12 protein-coding genes are annotated in these 17,986 nt (G+C 70.8%); 10 read left to right on the top strand and 2 right to left on the bottom strand.

The genetic code is table 11. The features are described from left to right. Positions 1 to 132 precede the first annotated feature (132 nt). From uvrC to Pla133_RS14630, 6 genes are all read left to right on the top strand, one after another. A complete protein-coding gene (gene uvrC, locus Pla133_RS14655) occupies positions 133 to 1,995 on the top strand; it encodes an excinuclease ABC subunit UvrC (protein ID WP_145066503.1) in 1,863 nt (620 codons plus the stop codon). Between the two features lie 90 nt (positions 1,996 to 2,085). Further along, positions 2,086 to 3,327: an SGNH/GDSL hydrolase family protein gene (locus Pla133_RS14650; RefSeq protein ID WP_145066501.1), complete on the top strand. Its 1,242-nt coding sequence runs from the start codon at positions 2,086 to 2,088 to the stop codon at positions 3,325 to 3,327. Positions 3,328 to 3,347: 20 nt separating this feature from the next. Beyond that, positions 3,348 to 4,532 (top strand): SGNH/GDSL hydrolase family protein, encoded by a 1,185-nt coding sequence (locus Pla133_RS14645; RefSeq protein WP_145066499.1) that lies wholly within the window; start codon positions 3,348 to 3,350, stop codon positions 4,530 to 4,532. 329 nt (positions 4,533 to 4,861) lie between these two features. Then, positions 4,862 to 7,231, top strand: a complete 2,370-nt coding sequence (locus Pla133_RS14640; protein WP_145066497.1) for a S8 family serine peptidase — start codon at positions 4,862 to 4,864, stop codon at positions 7,229 to 7,231. Positions 7,232 to 7,614: 383 nt separating this feature from the next. Continuing rightward, positions 7,615 to 8,337 carry a hypothetical protein gene (locus tag Pla133_RS14635; protein ID WP_145066495.1) on the top strand — a complete coding sequence of 241 codons (723 nt, stop codon included), beginning with the start codon at positions 7,615 to 7,617 and terminating at the stop codon, positions 8,335 to 8,337. Positions 8,338 to 8,358: 21 nt separating this feature from the next. Then, positions 8,359 to 9,624, top strand: a complete 1,266-nt coding sequence (locus tag Pla133_RS14630; protein WP_145066493.1) for a S8 family serine peptidase — start codon at positions 8,359 to 8,361, stop codon at positions 9,622 to 9,624. 75 nt (positions 9,625 to 9,699) lie between these two features. On the opposite strand, the gene Pla133_RS14625 is transcribed toward Pla133_RS14630, so the two are convergent. Both Pla133_RS14625 and Pla133_RS14620 read right to left on the bottom strand, forming a co-directional pair. Beyond that, positions 9,700 to 10,974 carry a right-handed parallel beta-helix repeat-containing protein gene (locus Pla133_RS14625; RefSeq protein ID WP_145066490.1) on the bottom strand — a complete coding sequence of 425 codons (1,275 nt, stop codon included), beginning with the start codon at positions 10,972 to 10,974 and terminating at the stop codon, positions 9,700 to 9,702. Between the two features lie 185 nt (positions 10,975 to 11,159). Further along, on the bottom strand, positions 11,160 to 12,098 hold the full coding sequence (locus Pla133_RS14620) for a site-specific tyrosine recombinase (RefSeq protein WP_419191550.1): 939 nt from the start codon (positions 12,096 to 12,098) through the stop codon (positions 11,160 to 11,162). A gap of 111 nt (positions 12,099 to 12,209) precedes the next feature. Here Pla133_RS14620 and Pla133_RS14615 point away from each other — a divergent pair, with 111 nt between their 5' ends. From Pla133_RS14615 to secA, 4 genes are all read left to right on the top strand, one after another. After that, complete coding sequence (locus Pla133_RS14615; RefSeq protein WP_145066488.1) at positions 12,210 to 12,833, top strand: signal peptidase II; 624 nt, start codon at positions 12,210 to 12,212, stop codon at positions 12,831 to 12,833. Positions 12,834 to 12,941: 108 nt separating this feature from the next. Continuing rightward, entirely contained in the window at positions 12,942 to 13,955 is a 1,014-nt protein-coding gene (locus Pla133_RS14610; RefSeq protein ID WP_145066486.1) for a dihydroorotate dehydrogenase, read from the top strand. Continuing rightward, the gene (locus Pla133_RS14605) at positions 13,937 to 14,776 is read left to right on the top strand and encodes a response regulator (RefSeq protein WP_145066484.1); all 840 of its coding nucleotides are present in this window, start codon (positions 13,937 to 13,939) and stop codon (positions 14,774 to 14,776) included. The genes Pla133_RS14610 and Pla133_RS14605 overlap by 19 nt, the downstream gene beginning before the upstream one ends. A 275-nt stretch (positions 14,777 to 15,051) precedes the next feature. Beyond that, positions 15,052 to 17,940: a preprotein translocase subunit SecA gene (secA, locus tag Pla133_RS14600; protein WP_145066482.1), complete on the top strand. Its 2,889-nt coding sequence runs from the start codon at positions 15,052 to 15,054 to the stop codon at positions 17,938 to 17,940. Positions 17,941 to 17,986 lie beyond the last annotated feature (46 nt).

Here is a 17,986-nt window from a genome sequence, read left to right as displayed (position 1 = left end):
ACAAGGTGTGGTCAAGGGTCGGGGAAGAGACCTGAGTCTAGCGGACGGTCGTCTGGGCGGTCTGGGCGGTAGAGTTTCGCAGGTGTGCGGCCAGGGACCTGCGGTCCTGCGTGACTAGACTCCACGGCTCCGATGTCCGAGCCCCGCTGGTCCATGGAGGGCGTGCCCACGCGCCCCGGTGTCTATCTCTTCCGCAACGAAGAGGGGGCGGTCCTCTACGTTGGCAAGGCGCGCAGCCTGCGCCAGCGGCTGTTCTCCTACCGGCGGCCGGGGGGCGACGGGCGGCTGGGGGTCTGGTTCCTGGAGCGCGAGGCGGCTTCGGTCGAGACGATCGTCACGCGCACCGAGGCCGAGGCGCTGCTGCTCGAGGACACCCTGATCAAGCAGCACAAGCCGCCCTACAACGTGCGGCTGAAGGACGACAAGTCCTTCCTGATGATCCGGGTCGACCTGGACGAGCGCTGGCCGCGGCTCAAGTTCGTGCGGGCCCACCGGCCCGACGAGCGCAAGGGCAAGGGGCGCTCGCGGTACTTCGGCCCCTTCGCCTCGGCGCGCTCGGTGCGCAAGACCATGAGCGACCTGCACCGCGTGGTGCCCCTGCGGGACTGCACCGACAACGTGCTCGAGAACCGCTCGCGGCCGTGCTTGAAGCACCAGATCGGCCTGTGCTCGGCGCCCTGTGTCGGACTCGTCTCGAAGGACGAGTACGCGACCCTCGTCGAGAAGGCGATCGAAGTCCTGGCCGGCGAAACGGCCGAGCTCGAGCGGGACCTGGAGACGCGCATGCAGGCGGCGGCCGAGAAGCTCGAGTTCGAGCTGGCGGCCCAGTGGCGCGACCGGCTGACCGCCGTGCGTCGGACCGTCGAGCGTCAGGGCGTGCGAGCCAAGGACACGGTCGAGCGCGACGTGTTGGCCTTCGTGCGCCGTGGGGAGTGGGCCGTGGTGCACCGTCTGGCCTTCCGCGAGGGGCGCATGACCGAGAGCCGCAGCCACCGTTTCAAGTCGCGCCTGCCGGACGAGGAGCTGCTCCACAACGTGCTGACCGCCCTCTACGCGCCGGGTCGGCGCGAAGCGCCGCGCGAACTCGTGCTGCCCTGCCAGCCGGCAGACGTGGAGCTGTTCGAGGACCTCTTCGCGAGCACCCAGTTCGTCGTGCCCTCCAGCGGCGAGCGCCAGCGGATGCTCGACATCGCCGCGGCCAACGCCCGGGCGGAGCTGGAGCGGGCCACCGACGACGACGAGCAGGCCACCACCGCCCTGGAGCAGCTCGCCAAGCTGCTCGACCTCGATCCGAGCCAGGCGCCCGAGGTGATCGACTGCTTCGACGTCTCGAACATGCAGGGCTCCAACGTGGTCGCGAGCCGCGTGCGCTTCCGAGGCGGCCTGGCCGACCGCGGCGGCTATCGGCGCTTCAAGGTGCGCACGGTCGAGGGCCAGGACGACTTCGCTTCGATGGCCGAGGTGGTCGGGCGCAGCCTGCGGCGGGGCCTCGACGAGGACGACCTGCCCGACCTGATCGTGGTCGACGGCGGTCAGCAGCAGCTCGCGGTGGCGCTGCAGGCGCGCGAGGACGCCGGGGCCTTCGACGTGCCCATCGTCGGCATCGCCAAGGCCCGGGCGGAGCGCACCATCGGCAAGCGGCGCGTGGGCCGCTCCGAGGAGCGCCTGGTCCTGGCCCCGGACATCGAGCCGATCGAGCTTCCGCGCCACAGCGCCGTGCGGCACCTGCTCGAGCGCATCCGCGACGAGGCCCACCGCTTCGCGATCACCTACCACCGCAAGGAGCGCGGCCGGATCACCTCGCGCCTGGACTCGATCCCCGGCGTGGGCGAGGCCAAGCGCAAGGCCCTGCTGCGCGCCTTCGGTTCGGTGGTCGGGGTCAAGCAGGCCAGCGTCGAGCAAATCGGCGCCCTGCCGTCGATCGGTCCCAAGCTGGCGCAGGTGATCGTCGACCACCTGCACGACCGGTCCGACCCGCAGGCCCCTTCGGCCTGAGCCCGCCCGTCGCCGGATGGGCGATCCGCCGTGGTCCCGATCCGCGTCCGTGGGCTAACCTTGCCGCCGGCGCGGTCCAGCGCCGCGCCGATGCCGCCCACGATCGCCCCCCGCACCCCCGGTTCCTCGCCGCGCGCCGGCGCCAACCGCTTCGCCCTGGCCCTGGCCAGCTCCCTGGCGGCGGTGCTGGTGGTGGCCATCGCCTACCAGTTCGTGCGGCCCGAACCGGGCGAGGCCGTGGGCGTCGGCGAGCCGGTCGTCGAGGAGGGCGGCGTCCCCGCTTGGATCCAGCCGATCCTCGCGGAGCCCGACGAGTCCCAGCGACCGGCCCTGGTGCCGCGCCTGCCGGAGGGCGTGAAGCTCTCGATCCTCGAAGGCCGCGAAGAAGTCCTGGTCACCGACCCCTGGGTCTACTTCCGGCGTCCGGAGAACCGCTCGCGGGTGCTGCACTGGCGCGAGCACCCCGACGGAGAGTTCGTGCGCGCCACGGGCGTCGCCGGCCTGCGACTGACGGGCCCGCTGCCCGCCCAACGGCCCGAGCCGCTGATCGTGCTGACCGGCGATTCGCACATGGACGGCGTCTGCGCCGAGGACGAGACGGCGGCGGCGGTGCTCGAGGCCAACCTCGCCCTGCGTCCCGGCGTGGAAGCCGTGCGCGTGCTGAACGCAGGCGTCGGTCAGTACACCTTCCCGCACTACCTGGCCGTGGCCTGGCGTTACCTCGAGCTGGCTCCCGACGTGCTCGTCGTCGTGGTCTTCGGCGGCAACGACTTCGGGGCGATCGACAGCGTCGAGGCCGAGTTGGCCGGCGAACCGGAGCCCGTGCGCCCGGCCGGCTACGACCAACACATCCAGCGCGTGGTCAAGACCAAGCTGGCCGGTCGCCGCGGCGGAGCGAGCCTGTGGCAGGCGCTGAACCAGGTCTACCTGTTCGAGGTCCAACCCGAGCTCGAGACTCGCTCGGTGGAGCGCTCCCTGGTGTACCTGGAGGAGATCGACCGCATGGCGCGCGCCCGCGGCACGCGCTTCATCGCCGCCTACCTGCCGCCCATGCACGACGTGCGCGAGGAGTTCTCGCGCAACCTCTACGCCTCGCTGTTCAAGGAGCTCGAGATCGACGAGTCGGCCCTCGCGAGCTCCAACCGCGTGGCGGACGCCATGTTGGCCGGGCTCGAGGCCCGCGGCATCGAGACCGTCGACGCCCGCCCGACCCTGCGCGAGTGGCCCGGCCACCTGTACTGGGTCGCCGACGAGCACTTGAACACGGTCGGACACCGTTTGTTGGGTGAGCTCTTGGCCCAGCGGCTGGCCGAGCCCCGCGCCGGCGAGTGAGTCGGATCGGACGCGCGACCATGGCCGATCCCCAACCGCAAGCAGCACGCCGCGGCTCGGCGCCCAAGGGCGCGCTGCTGGTCCTCCTGGGCCTGGTGCTGGGCTTCGCCGGCGGGTGGTACGCGCGCGGACCGGTCGACGGGTCGCAGGTACCGGCCTGGCTCGAGGTCGTCGACCACCTGCCGCCGGCCGGTTCCCGCCCCGCGCTGCTGCCGCGTTTCGCGGGCGAGAAGCCCCTGGCGGTCTTCCGTGACGGCTCCACCTCGACCCTGGTGGCGGACGGCGCCAGCTACTTCCGCCGTCCGGCCTGGACCGAGCGCCGGATTCCCTGGCCCGAGCACGACCGTGGCGAGTTCGTAGTCGAGGCCGACTTCCGCGGCCTGCGACTCACCGGGCCCCTGCCGGGCGAGCGTCCCGAACCGCTGATCGTCTTGGTGGGGGACTCGCACATGGAGGGGGTCTGCTCCAACGGGGAGACCGCGGCCGCCTTCCTGGAGCGCGCCCTGGCCCGCGATCCCGCCGCCGAGGGGGCGCGGGTCTTGAACGCGGCCACGGGCATGTACACCTTCCCGCACTACCTGGGCACGGCCTGGCGCTACCTGCAGCTCGCGCCCGACGTGTTCGTGCTGGTGGTCTTCGGCGGCAACGACTTCGGGGCCCTGGAGACCGATGAAGCGGAGCTGCGGGGCGATCCCAAGCCGCTGCGGCCCCCGGGCTACAACGAGCGGCTCGTCCGGGCGCTCGAAGTCCAGGTCGCCGGTCGCGAGGCCGGACCGAGCCTGTGGCAGTTCCTGAACCAGGAGCTCTTGTTCACCGTGGACCCGCCGCGGCTCGAGTGGGCGCTGGCGCGGTCGTTGGAATACGTGGAGGCGATCCAGCGCCTGGCGGACGAGGTCGGCACTCGCCTGGTGGTGGCCTACGTCCCGCCGGTGAGCGACGTCCATCCGGAGGTGGTCGGGCCCGTCTACGCCCCGCTGCTCTCGGTGCTCGAGCTCGAGGACGCCGACCTGAAGGCCACCGAGCGCCTGGCCGACCGCTTCCTCGCCGCGCTCGGCGCGCGCGGCGTCGAGACCCTCGACGCCCGTCCCGCCCTGCGCGGCGCGACCGAGCCGTGCTACTGGATCGCCGACGAGCACCTGAATGTGGCCGGCCTGCGGGTCCTGGGCGAGGCCCTTGCGGAGCGGCTGGCCGGATCAGCGCAATAGGGCTTCGCCTTCCGGGCCCGCGAGCAGAAGTCCGACCGGTGGGCGCGCGCGGCCTCTCGGGCCGTGGCGGGACGGTCGAGCCAGCGCAGAAGCCTTCGCCCAGTCAACCCAAGGGCTCGGGCGCCGAGGCCTGTAAGCCCTGGGGACGGCCCCCGCCGCCAGGTCCTGCACGCGAGCGAACCAGGGTGTCACCAGATGGGAACGCCGTCGCCCCGAGAGAGGTGGCTCGTGGCCCACGGGGCAGGTCGACAGGGCCATTGGGCGAGCGTGGCACGATCGTCGCAAGCGTCCGTGGCTGGCCACCTGACCCCGTCCCCATGAGGATCCCCATGCCTTCCCCGTTCAATTTCGCCGCGAGCGCGCTCACTGCTGCGCTGTCTTCCCTGGCACCCGCTGCCACCGCCCAAGTCCAACTGCCGATCGATTCGGTTCCGGTTGCCGATCGTTCCGAACTCGCTGCTGGCAGCGCGTGGATCCTGACCTTGCGTCACGACGCTGCGGCGCACCGCGCCGCCCTCGAGGACCTGAGCCTGTGGCGCCGCGCCGGTGAGCCGACGGGCTTCGGCCAGCGCGTACAGCTCCTGAGCGAGGCCCAGGCCCAACGCTCGCAGCCCCTGCGCGCCCTGGCTGCCGAGTACGACGTCGAGCTGCTGCAGGAGTCCTGGCTCAACCCCTCGCTCTCCGTGTGGATCGAGGACCCGGCCGAGCTGGCCGCCCTGCGCGCCCACCCGCTCGTCGAGGGCGCCTTCGAGGCCTCGCCGCGCCAGCCCAACCAGGTCGAGGCCAACGCGGCCCACCACATCCCGGCGGCCCACGCGCTGCAGGTCGACGGCGGTCCACCGCTGGTGGGAACCGGCGTCACGGTCGCGCTCCTCGACAGCGGCATGGACCTCGACACCAACGGCCTCGGTCGGCCCCACAAGGCCTTCTTCGAGGACGGCATCGAGACCAGCCAGGGGCCGGGCATCGGCGGCAGCCGGGTGCTCTCGACCGGCGAGTACGGCTTCCTCACCTGCGCGACCAAGGACGGCGAGGACCAGACCGGTCACGGAACGCGCATGGGCGCGATCATGGCCGGCGCCAAGTGGACGGCGATCCTGGCCGCGGCCGATGGCGCCGCGCCGGACGCCTTCATCCGCAACTACAAGGTCACCGACTGCGGAAGCCCCCTGGCATCGACCTTGGCCATGGACGCCGCGCTGAGCGCCGCCGTCGGCACCTCCGACGTGCGTGTGGTCAACCTGAGCTACGACGGCACCTCGGCGCCGACGTACTTCTTCAACATCTCCATGGACAACGCCGAGCTGGCCGGCGTGCTGGTCGTGGCCTCGGCGGGCAACTCGGGCGCCTCGACGAACTTCCACCACGGCCGCTTCGGGGGCTTGACGGTGGGGGCGTCCTTCGTGGCCCAGGCTGAGCCGTACTTCTTCCCCGGCTTCCAGACCAGCGCGATCGGCCCGCTCCCGGACGGTCGTCGTTACCCGAACATGCTTGCGACGGGCGAGCAGATCTCGACCGCCGAGCTCGACAAGGAGTTCGGTGTGATCGACTCCTACGGCTCGAGCGGCGCGGCCGCCCTGGTTTCGGGCTCCGCGGCTCTGATGTTCCAGGCGCGCCCGTCCCTGGACGTGCTCTCGGCCAAGGCCCTGGTCCTGAACACCCTGGCCCCGGTGGTCGCCGGTGACGACGATGCCTCGGGCCTCGGCTTCCTCGACACCCTGGCCGCGGTGGAGGGCGCGATCGCTGGAGACGTGACCGACGGGACGATCGCCGCCGGCTACGAGGTGCGCTACAGCGCCCTCGCCGCAGCCGGCCAGGAGTTCAAGGCGACCCTGACCTGGAGCCGCGAGGTGACCTCCCAGTTCGAGGTCGACGACCTGGACCTCGAGCTGCGTCATGCCGACGGCACCGTCGTCGCCAGCTCGACGTCCGTGCTCGACAACGTGGAGCAGGTCACGCAGACCTTCCCGACCGCCACCACGGTGGACGTCGTCGTGCGGATGCCCGCCTCGACCTCGATTCCGCTGGTCGACTTCGCCCTGGCGACGAGTGAGCCGGTCTCCTCGGGTCCCTCCTTCGTCGTGGAAGACTTCACTGCGGCGGCTCCGGCCATCGCCCAGGTCGCGCCCCAGGGCGTGCCCAACTCCGGGTTGTACGCGCGCTTCTTCGTGAAGGGTGAGGGGCTGGACCAGGTCACTGCGGTGGACCTCGGAGGTCAGGCGGCCACCTTCGCCTACCAGGCCCCCGGTCGCCTGCGCGTGGACGTCCCCAATGGTCTGGCCGCGGGCATCCAGGCGCTGACCCTGTCGGCGCCTGGTGGCAACGACACCGCCAACATCGTGATCGGGGTCAAGGCGCCGGTCCTGTCTGGCTACGTGAATTTCATCGACAACGTGGCCTGGGAACTGCAAGGCCAGGCGGGCGACCTGTACGGCGTGTTCTTCTCCCCGAGCATCACCCCGACCGACTTCCCCGGCGTGATCCAACTCGACATCGGCAACGCCGGCGCGTCGCTGCTTCTGGTCAACTCGGGCGCGCTGAACGTGGCTGGCGAGGCCTCGGGCTTCGTCGGCGGCGGCGGCGGTCTGCCCCTCGGCACGGTCGTCTACTTCCAGGGTGTGGTCTTCGACTTCTCGACCCTGAGCTTGATCCCCAGCAACGTGGTCGAGTCCGTGCGCGCCGTCCACTTCGGCTGGTGATGCACCCACCGGGTCCAATCGGACCCGGATCCTGATCAGACTTCGCCCGGGCCGTGGGGGCCCGGGCGAGGAATGACCGGTCGAGCGCGTTCCCCGCGCTGGATCAATGTCGAGCGCGGCGGCGCCGGGGCTTGCCCTCCGGTGACGCCGCGCCCTGCTACCTCGACTTCCTTTCCAGTCGAGCGACACCTCGGCTACGCGCCCGCGCTCGGTTCGCGACCGTGCGCTCGGAGCCCCGCAGCCTCCCTTTGCGCGCGTCTTCAGAGCGCGGCGCGTTCTCGTCGCTCAGCCTCGGCCCCGCCTCGCCGACAGGACGTTGGCCGCGATTCACTCGTCGACCCATCGCGCCGCTCGGCGCGGTTGAGATTCGATCTTCTACTGCCATGCAACGATTCCCTCAACCGCTCGTGACCGCGGCCCTGTCCGAGATGGCGGCCTGGCGGCGCGCCGGCGGCGGTGTCGCCCTGCGAGCGGCGGTCGACGGTCGCCGTGACCAGATCCGCGCCCTGGCGGAGCCCTTGATCGCGCGCGCCGAGGAGCTGGGGATCGAGGTGCTGGGCATGCACGTGGCTCCGCCCTCGATCGTGGTCCGCGGTGGCGACGCTTCGGCGCTTGCCGCACTGGCCGAGCACGGCCTGGTCCGGCGCGCCGAGCGCGACGCCCTGCGCGCTCCCAACCTGGCCCAGGCCACCCAGGTCCACGGACTCAAGGCCGCCCACGCCCTGCAGCTCGGCGGTCTGCCCCTCGAGGGCAGCGACGTGACGATCGGGATCGTGAACAGCGGCCTCGACATCGACATTGCGGGCAGCGGCCGGCCCCACGCGGCCTTCTATCCCGACGGGGATCCGCAGACGGCTTCGCCCGCAGGGGGCATCGCCGGCAGCCGAGTGCTGTCCGCGGCCTGGTTCCCCTACCAGACCGGGCCGGATTGCCCCGGGGTGACCTACGCCGACGACGAGACGGGCCACGGCACGCGCATGGGGTCGATCGCGGCCGGTGCCCAGTGGAATGTCCTGCCGGACATCGCCGACGGCACCGCGCCGAACGCATCCCTGTTCTTCATGCACGGGGCCTTCGACGTGATTGTCACCGGTGCCTCGTTCTAGGCCGCGAAGCAGCCCTACGACGTGCACGGTGTCTTCACCAGCGCGATCGGACCGCTGCCCGACGGGCGCGTGTACCCGCAGATCCTGGCGGTGGGGGAGAAGATCACCTGCGCGACCCTCGACAACGACAACTTCTCGATCGACTCCTACGGTTCGTCGGGTGCGGCGGCCCTGGTGAGCGGGACCGCGGCGCTGCTCTACCAGGCGGTGCCGAGCTTGACGCCGCTCGAGGTCAAGGCGTTGATCCTGCACACGGCGGCCGACGTTACCGCTGGCGACCCGAATGCGGGCGGCTACGGGTTCATGTGTAGCCTCACGGCGGTGCAGGCCGCCCAGGCCGGTGAGCACTCGGACTTCCTGCTCCCCGCGGGACAAGAAGCGCGCTTCAGCATCGCCGGCGTCGCCGGTGAGACTCTCAGCGCGACCTTTGTCAGCGGCCGCAACGCGACCAACCTGGACGAGTCGAACGACGTGGACCTGGATCTGCGCAGCCCGGCCGGTCTGGTCGTGTGGAGCAGCAACGGTGCGATCCAGAACGTCGACCAGATCGAATACACCTTCGGCGAGACGGGAGGCTTCACCCTCGCCGCGCGAATCAAGGCGGCCTTCGGCTCGACTCCGACCCGCGTGGCCCAGGCCGGCTTGAACCAGACGCCGACCCTCGCGACCGATCCTGACGTGGGTCAACCGGGGCCGATTGCCAACTTCGCTGATCCGGTCCAGGTCCTGAACGACGACAGCCCGATGGGGCACTTCTACATCAAGGGCGTGGGTCTGGCCCAGGCCACGTCCGTGCGCCTCGGCGGTCAGTCGGTCAACTTCACCTACCAAGCGCCCGGCCGCATTCGCGTGCAGGTCCCCGCGGGCTTCCCCACCGGCGTGCACCTGGCCGAGGTCCTCGGCCCCCTCGGTTCCAGCGGCGTCTTCGTGGAGGTCGGCGTGGGGCTGCCGAAGTTCGGTATCACACCCATCAACTTTGTGAGCACGGTCTGGTGGGGCCTGGAATCGAACCCGGGCGAGCCCTACTTCGTGGTCCTCTCGCCCTCGTCCTCGCCGACCCAGCTTCCGGGCATCGTCGACCTGGGCATCGGCAACGGTGGGCTGTTGCTGTTCACCGTCGCCACTGGTGTGTTGCCCACCTCGGGTATCGCCAGCGGACAGATCGGTGGCGGCGGGGCCCTGCCCCTCGGAACGCTCCTGCACTTCCAAGCGGCGGTGTTCGACCTGACGACCTTCACGCTGATCCCCAGCGGCGTCAGCTCGACGCTGAATTCGACCTTCTCCTGAGTGACCGCAAGAACGCAGCGGAGGCGCACTGACCTGTCGTCGGTGCGCCTCCGCTCGCGTTCGCGGGCGGACCGCTCAGGGAGTGACCGCGATCGCGTTCACGTAGCTCGGCTCACTCAGCTCGAGTCCCGTGGTGGGCGTCACCACCGCGGCTTGCAAGACCCAGGTGAACACCAGCCCGGGCGGCAGGATCGGGATGCCGATCTCGAAGCTCGATGAACCACTCGCCCCCGTGGGGGCGAGGGGCAGCAGGATCGGACCCAGGCCCACGGCCACGGCATCCGGCAACGCGCTCAGGAACTGACCGTCGACGCCCAGCGCGACCAGCAGGAAGACACTGGAGAAGGGGTCGGTGGTGATGGAGATCACGACGTCGTCGTCCGACCGCACGATGGCGGGGACCGTGAGGTTCGCGTCGTGGGCGCTGTGATCGACGTAGGTCGCCCCGGTCTGCACGACCAAGGGTTCGCCCTCGTCGCCGACCGCCATCGAGAAGTCGTCGGTGCCGCCGGGCCCGCCGGTCAGGGTCGAGCCGATGGTGTAGAGCTCCGAGCTCCCCTGGACCTCGACGGCCACACCGCCGTTGCCGGGGTCGACCGGCAGGAACAGTCCGCCACCGGGGCCGCCGACGCCGCCCGTCGCCTGGCAGGCACGCATGACCACCAACGAGTCCTCGACCAGGACGCCGGTCTGGCCCTGGTTGCCGACGATGTCGTTGTAGCCGGGCGAAATGACGCAGTCGTAGAGGTAGGCCGTGCAGCGTCGGAAGGTGGCCCCGCGCGAGCCGTACTCCTGGCTGTAGGTCGGCTGCGACGAGCCCGGTTGACCCTGCAGCAGACAGTCCACGAGGAAGACCTCATCGCAATCGGTCACTCCCAGCGCGGTGATCTGCTGCAGGTCGCCGAAGATGCTCACCGCCGACGTGGGCAGCTCGCACTCCTCGACCCACACACTCCCCAGACAGCCATCCAGGTCGAGCGTCGTACCGAAGATGCTCCCGCCTGAGACAGCCAGGGGCTGGAGTCGCAGTCCACGCAGCAGGACGAGTTGTCCGACAGGGAGGTTCGTGATGCTCGTCCCGCCGGCCTGGGGCGGACCCTGGATCAGCTTGACGCCCGGCCCGTCGCCGACCACCGACAAGCCCTTGCCGTCGATGGAGAAGGGCAGGTACACGCCCTCGCGGACGAGGACCAAATCGCCGATCGCGGCGGCGTCGACGGCAGCCTGCACCTCGGAGAAGTCCACGCCCGCTCCCGGGTCGTCGTCGACGGTCCAGACGGATTGGGCGCCCGCTGTGCTGGCGAGGACCAGGACGAGGGGGAGGGCGCAGTGCAAGAGTCGGTGTCCCATCGGAATCCAGTGGGCCCAGGGCCCGGCAAGTGACCGTGGCGCGGGGAATCCGCGCCGGGAGCCCCACGCTAGAGCCGGTCCGCCATCCAAGCGGCTCGTCTACCGTCTGATCCCCGTAGGGACCCCTCCGGGAGGGCGGAGCTCGATTCCGCTTCCGCGCCGGAGCCCCCGGGGGGCTCGAGGGGTCAGCCGCGAGGGTGGTAGAGGCGGTGCAGGGCGCGGACCTTCTCGCCATCCAGGTGCGTGTAGCGCTGGGTGGTCTGGATCGAGGCGTGCCCCAGGAGTTCCTGGACCGTGCGGAGGTCGGCGCCGGCCTCGACCATGTGGCTGGCGAAGCTGTGTCGCAGGGTGTGCGGCGACACGTCGGCGTTGAGACCGGCCTCGCGGGCACGGGTCTTGACGATGCGCCAGGCGCCCTCGCGGGTCAGGGGCGCGCCGCGGGAGCCGAGGAAGACCTCGCGCCGGGCCACGGCTCCCTTGAGCTGCGGACGGCCGCTCTCGATCCAGCCCAGCAGCGCGTCGGCCGCGCGCAGACCCAGGGGCACGATGCGCGTCTTGTCGCCCTTGCCGAGCAGGCGCAGCTCGCGCAGGCCCGCCGGCAGTTGGTCCAGGGTCAGCCCGACGCACTCGCTCACGCGCGCGCCGCAGGCGTAGAGCACCTCGAGCAGGGCCCGATCCCGCAGGCTGCGCCATCCGCCGCCGTCGGTCGTGGTCAGGAGGCGCTCGACCTGGGCCACCGACAGCACCGCCGGGAGGGTCTTGGGCAGCTTGGGCGTGGGCAGGCGCGCGGTGGGGTCGCGGGTCAACTCGCCCTCGGCCACCAGGAAGTGCAGGAAGGTGCGTACGGCGGCGAGGGCCCGCGCCACCGACGACTCCGCCAGCCCGCGGCCGGATCGCAGCCACGACATGAAGGCCACCAGGTCGTCGGTTCCGACCTGGTCGAAGCGCTCGATGCCGCGCTCGCCCATCCAGCGCAGGAGCCCGTCCAGGTCGCGGCGGTAGGCGGCCAGGGTGTGGCGCGAGAAGGCGCCCTCGACCCGCAGGGACTCGAGGAACTCGTCGCGCCAACCGGCCAGGTGGGCCGGGAGCTCGGGGCGCTCGGCGTCGATTCCGGTGGGCGGCACCTGCGGAGCATCCGCCGCCGGGGACCCCCGGCGCAAGGCCCGGGCCCGCGGCCGACCGCGGACCGAGGTGGGGAGGGGCGACTTGGGCTCCTATACTCCGGCCCCTCCGTCATGACTGACCACCATCCCGAGCCCCGATCCGCGCCCCGCGGGCTGCCGTGGCTGCGCTTCCTGATCGTCGGGCTCCTGATCGCCGCCGACCTGTGGACCAAGCACGCGGTCTTCGCCTGGTTGACCCCCGTGGCCGGTCAGGCCCCGTCCGAGGGGGTCGAGGTCTGGATCACGGGCCGCCTGCGCTACGAGGTCCTGGGCGACTTCCTCGGCTTCATGCTGAGCCTGAACAAGGGGGCGGCCTGGGGCTTCGGCGACTCCATGCCGCACCTGCTGGTCGGCGGGCGGGTCGTGGCCTCGATCGTCCTGGCCGTGCTCCTGTGGCGCGCCGACCGCCGGCACCCTTGGACCCTGGCCGCCCTGGCTCTGATCCTCTCCGGAGCGCTCGGCAACCTGCACGACAACCTGCTGCAGCCGGCGGCGCCCGACCACCCCTACGGGGCGGTGCGCGACTTCATCCACGTGTACTTCTACTGGTGGAAGTACCACTTCCCGACGTTCAACGTGGCGGACTCCTGCATCACCGTGGGGGCCGTGATCCTGATCGTCGGCGGCCTGTTCAGCCGCGCGGAGGAGCCCGCCGTCGCCGGCGCGGCGACCGAGCCCGGTACCGACGCCGCCTGATCCGAGCCCGCGGGCGACGGCGGACCGGGCCACCTCGGCCGCCCTGGGGCGAGGACTCGCGGCGGTCGCGGTTCCCGTGGGCGGTGGCAGGTTGCTAGATTTGGGCCCATGGCGCGTCTCGAGGTGGCTATCGGGCCGATCACAGCTCGCAACCCGATCTTCTCGGCCTCGGGCACCTACGGGCACGGGCTGGAGATGACCGGTTTCACGCCGATCGAGCGCCTCGGCGGCTGGGTCAGCAAGACGGTCACCCTGCATCCCCGGCACGGCAACCCCGCGCCGCGGCTGTGCGAGACGGAGGCCGGGTTGATCAACTCGATCGGCCTCGAGAACAAGGGCATCGACCACTATGTCGAGCACGTGCTGCCGACCCTGGTGGGGATCGACTCGATCGTCGTCACCAACATCGGCGGCGAGCGGGACGAGGAGTTGGTCGAGTTGGCCGCGCGCTTGGACGGCCAGGCCGAGGTCGACGTACTCGAGCTGAACCTGTCCTGTCCCAACGTCCAGGACGGCAAGTTGCCGCTGGCCACCGACCCGGCGCGCTCCGAGGCGGTGGTGCGACGGGTACGAGAGGCGACCACGAAGCCGATCTGGGTCAAGCTGACCCCCAACGTCACGCGCATCGGCGACATGGCCGTGGCCGCGGAGGCCGGCGGCGCGGACGGGATCACCGCGGTCAACACGCTCCTGGGCCTGAGCGTCGATTGGCGCAGCGGTCGCCCCGGCGTGGCCACGGTCCAGGGCGGCTACTCTGGGCCCGGGATCAAGCCCGTGGCCCTGCGCAGCGCCTGGGAGTGCGCCAAGCGGGTGTCGATCCCCGTGGTCGGAGTGGGGGGCATCACCAGCGCCGACGACGTGTTGCAGTTCCTCGCCGTGGGCTGCGCGGCGGTGCAGGTGGGCACCAGTGCCTTCTCCGACCCCTCGCGGCCGGGGCGCCTGGCCGAGGAGGTCGGGGCCCTGCTCGACGCTGCCGGGATCGGCGACGTGCGCGACGTGATCGGGACGATTCGGGACGGACGCCAGCACACCCCGGGCGCAGCGGGCTCGCCTTCCGGAGCGGCCGGCGACGGCGCTGGGAGAGAGAGGGATCGAGGGCAGCCGTGCGCCTCGAAGACCTGACCCCGGACCACCTGCGACTCGCGTTGGACCTCTACCGCGAGTTGGCATGGCCCGACGGCGGCGGCGGGCCGCGGTTGGACACCGCTCCGATCGAGCGGGCGTCGACCGTGACCGAGGCCCTAGAGGCCTTCGAGCGCGGCGATCCGGGCGACGACCCCGATTCGCGGCGCTTCACCCTGCGGCTTGGCAACCAGCGCTACCCGTTCATGAAGTTCGTGCTCCAGGAGCACCTGGTCGCGAACGAGTTCTTCCTGTCGGTCGACACCCACGACAACCTCGACGTAGGGCCCGAGGCGCCGGACTTCGACGCCTGGGAGGAGCTCAAGCGCTTCAACCGGGCGCTCAAGGACCGCATCGAAGACGCCTGGGACCAGGCTGGCCTGCCCACGCACCACGACCTCCTGAAGCTGCTCAAGCGGGTCTCGAAGCGCGAGTGCGAGGAGCACAAGCGGCGTCTGATCCTGATCGCCGACGATGAGGAGATGGTGGCCGAGGGCATCCGGCGGCTGCTGGCGGCCCGAGGCTACGACGCCGAAGTGGTCCACGACGGCCGCTCGGCCCTGGAGCGGCTGCAGCGGGAGCCGCGGCCCGATCTCCTGCTCCTGGACGTGGAGATGCCCGGCATGGACGGCAAGGAGACCCTCCGGCGGCTGCGGGCCGATCCGAACCTGACGGGGATCCCGGTGCTGATGGCCACGGCTGCGGCGATCGACCTGGCCCAGCTCCAGGAGGTCGCAGGCCTGCTCCACAAGCCCTACCCGCGCCAGGTGCTGTTCGCGATCCTGGCCAACCTGCTGGGCTCCGACGACCCCGGTAGCTGAGCGCCGCGATGGCCGCGTGAGGGGGGGCTGGGCCGAGATTCCTGGCGCTCGAGGGTCAGGGACGGCGTCCGACCCTTCACCTTGGGACCGCGGGCCTGTTAAATGGTCGGCCCGCTGCGCGGCGGGATCCCCGCGGGTCCTCCCCTCCGCCGCTGCACCTAAGTCGCCGTGCCGGACCGTGTTCTCGACCGTGACCCTGACCGGGTCCGGCGCGGGCGCGATCGGGGGCGCGACCCCACCTCGGCGCCCCTGGCGCCCCGCCTCTACAAGCATCGATGGACTGGGAATCGTTCTCCGACAAGTTCGGCACCTTCGGCGAGAAGTTCGGCGAGGGGCTTCTGCGCATGTTCGGCTCCCAGAACGAGCGGTCCGTGCGCAGGGTCCGCCCGATCATCGACCGGATCAACCAGCTCGAGGAGTGGGCCAAGGGCCTCGAGGCGCACCACTTCCCCCAGAAGACCGCCGAGTGGAAGGCGCTCTTCAACCCGGAGATGGAGCTCGAGGAGATCGAGGCCCAGTTGGAGGAGATCCTCCCCGAGGCCTTCGCCCTGGTCCGCGAGGCCTCGGTGCGGACCCTGGGGCTGCGCCACTACGACGTGCAGCTCGTGGGTGGGTACGTCCTACACCAGGGCTCGATCGCCGAGATGGCCACCGGTGAGGGCAAGACCCTGGCCGCGACCCTGCCCCTGTACCTGAACGCCCTGTCCGGCCGCTCGGCGTTCCTGGTCACGGTCAACGACTACCTGGCCCGCCGCGACGCCCAGTGGATGAGCCCCGTTTACGAGTACATGGGCATGACCGTGGCCTCGATCCAGGCGCCGATGACGCCAGCCGAGCGCCTGCCCGTCTACGCCTCGGACATCGTTTACGGCACCAACAACGAGTTCGGATTCGACTACCTGCGCGACAACATGAAGACGCGGGTGGAGGAGCAGGTGCAGCGCGAGCTGGCCTACGCCATCGTCGACGAGGTGGACTCGATCCTGATCGACGAGTCGCGCACCCCGCTGATCATCTCCGGCCCGGCGGAGCTGACCCCCGACAAGTACGTGGACGCCGACCGCATCGCGCGGCAGCTGGTGCGCGACGAGCACTTCGAGGTCAAGGAGAAGGAGCGCTCCGCCTCGCTGCTGGAGGACGGTATCGCCCAGGCCCAGGACCTGCTCGGCGTCGAGTCCTTCTACGACGCGGGCTACACCGACTGGCCGCACTATCTCGAGAACTCCCTGCGGGCGCACCACGTCTACCAGCGCGACCGCGAGTACGTCGTGGAGCCGGGGGAGACGGGCGAGCCCGAGGTCGTCATCGTCGACGAGTTCACCGGTCGCAAGATGGCCGGCCGGCGCTGGTCCGACGGCCTGCACCAGGCGGTCGAGGCCAAGGAAGGCCTGCGGATCCGCCAGGAGAACCAGACCCTGGCCACGATCACCTTCCAGAACTACTTCCGGCTCTACGGCAAGCTGGCCGGCATGACCGGCACGGCGATCACCGAGGCCGGCGAGTTCAAGAAGATCTACGACCTGGACGTGGTCTCGATCCCGACCAACGTGCCCATCGCGCGCGACGACCGCCAGGACGTGGTCTATCGCACGGAGCCCGAGAAGTGGAAGGCGATCGTCGACGAGATCAAGGAGGTGCACGCCACGGGGCAGCCGATCCTGGTCGGCACCACGTCGGTCGAGAACTCCGAGAAGGTCTCGCAGCTCCTGACCGAGGCCGGCGTGGAGCACGAGGTGCTGAACGCGAAGAACCACGAGCGCGAGGCCACCATCGTTGCCCGGGCGGGTGAGCGCGGATCGGTGACCGTGTCCACGAACATGGCCGGTCGCGGAACCGACATCAAGCTGGGCGGGAACTTCGAGTTCCGCCTGGCCGAGGCCCTGGAAGAGGCCGGGATGCAAGAGGGTGACCTCGAGCACCTGGATGCCATCGCGCGCATCCGCGCCGAGGTGCGCGCGAAGTGCGACCGCGACGAGGCCGAGGTCCTCGAGCTGGGCGGCCTCTACGTGCTCGGCACCGAGCGCCACGAGTCGCGACGCATCGACAACCAGCTGCGCGGCCGCTCCGGTCGTCAGGGCAACGCCGGCGAGTCGCGCTTCTTCCTCTCCCTGCAGGACCCGCTGATGAAGCGGTTCTACAAGGACTGGGTGGTCAACGCGATGGAACGCCTGGGCATGGAGGAGGGCGTTCCGATCGAGTCCGGGATGGTCACCCGGGCGGTCAAGAACGCGCAGAAGAAGGTCGAGGAGTACTACTTCGAGATCCGCAAGAACCTCCTCGAGTACGACGAGGTGATGGATCAGCAGCGCAAGACGATCTACTTCGAGCGCCAGGAGGTGCTCGAGGGGATCGGCCTGCAGTCGCGCGTCAAGACCATGGTCGACACGGCCATCGACCGCGCGTCGCAGACCAACCAGGGCGATCCCACCGGCTTCGCCAACTGGTTCCTCAAGAGCTTCGGCGTCGAGGTCGACGAGGACGCCGCCGAGCAGGCCACGGCCCGCGGGGGCGACACCCTGCCGGCCAAGACCGTGGCCCTCGACCGCTACGACGAGCGCCTGGCCGAGGTCGGCGAGGAGGCCATGCGACGGGTCGACCGCTACCTGCTCTTGAACACCCTCGACGCCAAGTGGAAGGACCACCTGCACGCGATCGACGCCCTGCGGGCGGGTATCGGCCTGCGCGGCTACGCCCAGAAGGACCCCAAGAACGAGTACAAGGCCGAGGCCTACGACCTGTTCCAGAAGCTCCTGCAGGCGGTCGAGGACGAGGTCGCGAGCCTGGTCCTGCGGGTGCGAATCGCGGCGCCCGCGGCGCAGGCCGAGGGCGAGCCCGCCGACGGTTTCGGCGACACGCCCGACGTCTACTCGGGCGCAGGCCGCCAATCCACCGCGGTGCAGCAGGGCGACGTGCCGGCGCCGGATCAAGCGCCCCTGGCCCCACGGGACCAACAGGTCGTACGCAAGGCCCAGGTCCGACCCCCGGCGGCCGCGGCCTTCGACGTGGCGCGACGTCAGGCAGCGGTTCGTGCCGCCCAGGAGCGGCAGCAGGCCCCCGCGGCGGCTGCGGCCCCGGCCCAGCCGGCGGTGGACGAGGTCGGTCGCAACGAACCTTGCCCCTGCGGAAGTGGCAAGAAATACAAGAAGTGCCACGGCGCGAACTGAGCCGCTGGCGCGGCCCGGGGCCGGATCGTCCGGCCTCGGGGAGCTG

This window comes from Engelhardtia mirabilis (assembly GCF_007748095.1).
GTDB lineage: Bacteria > Planctomycetota > UBA1135 > UBA1135.
Note: the sequence above shows the minus strand (reverse complement) of the source record. Positions and strands in the feature narration are given on the sequence as shown.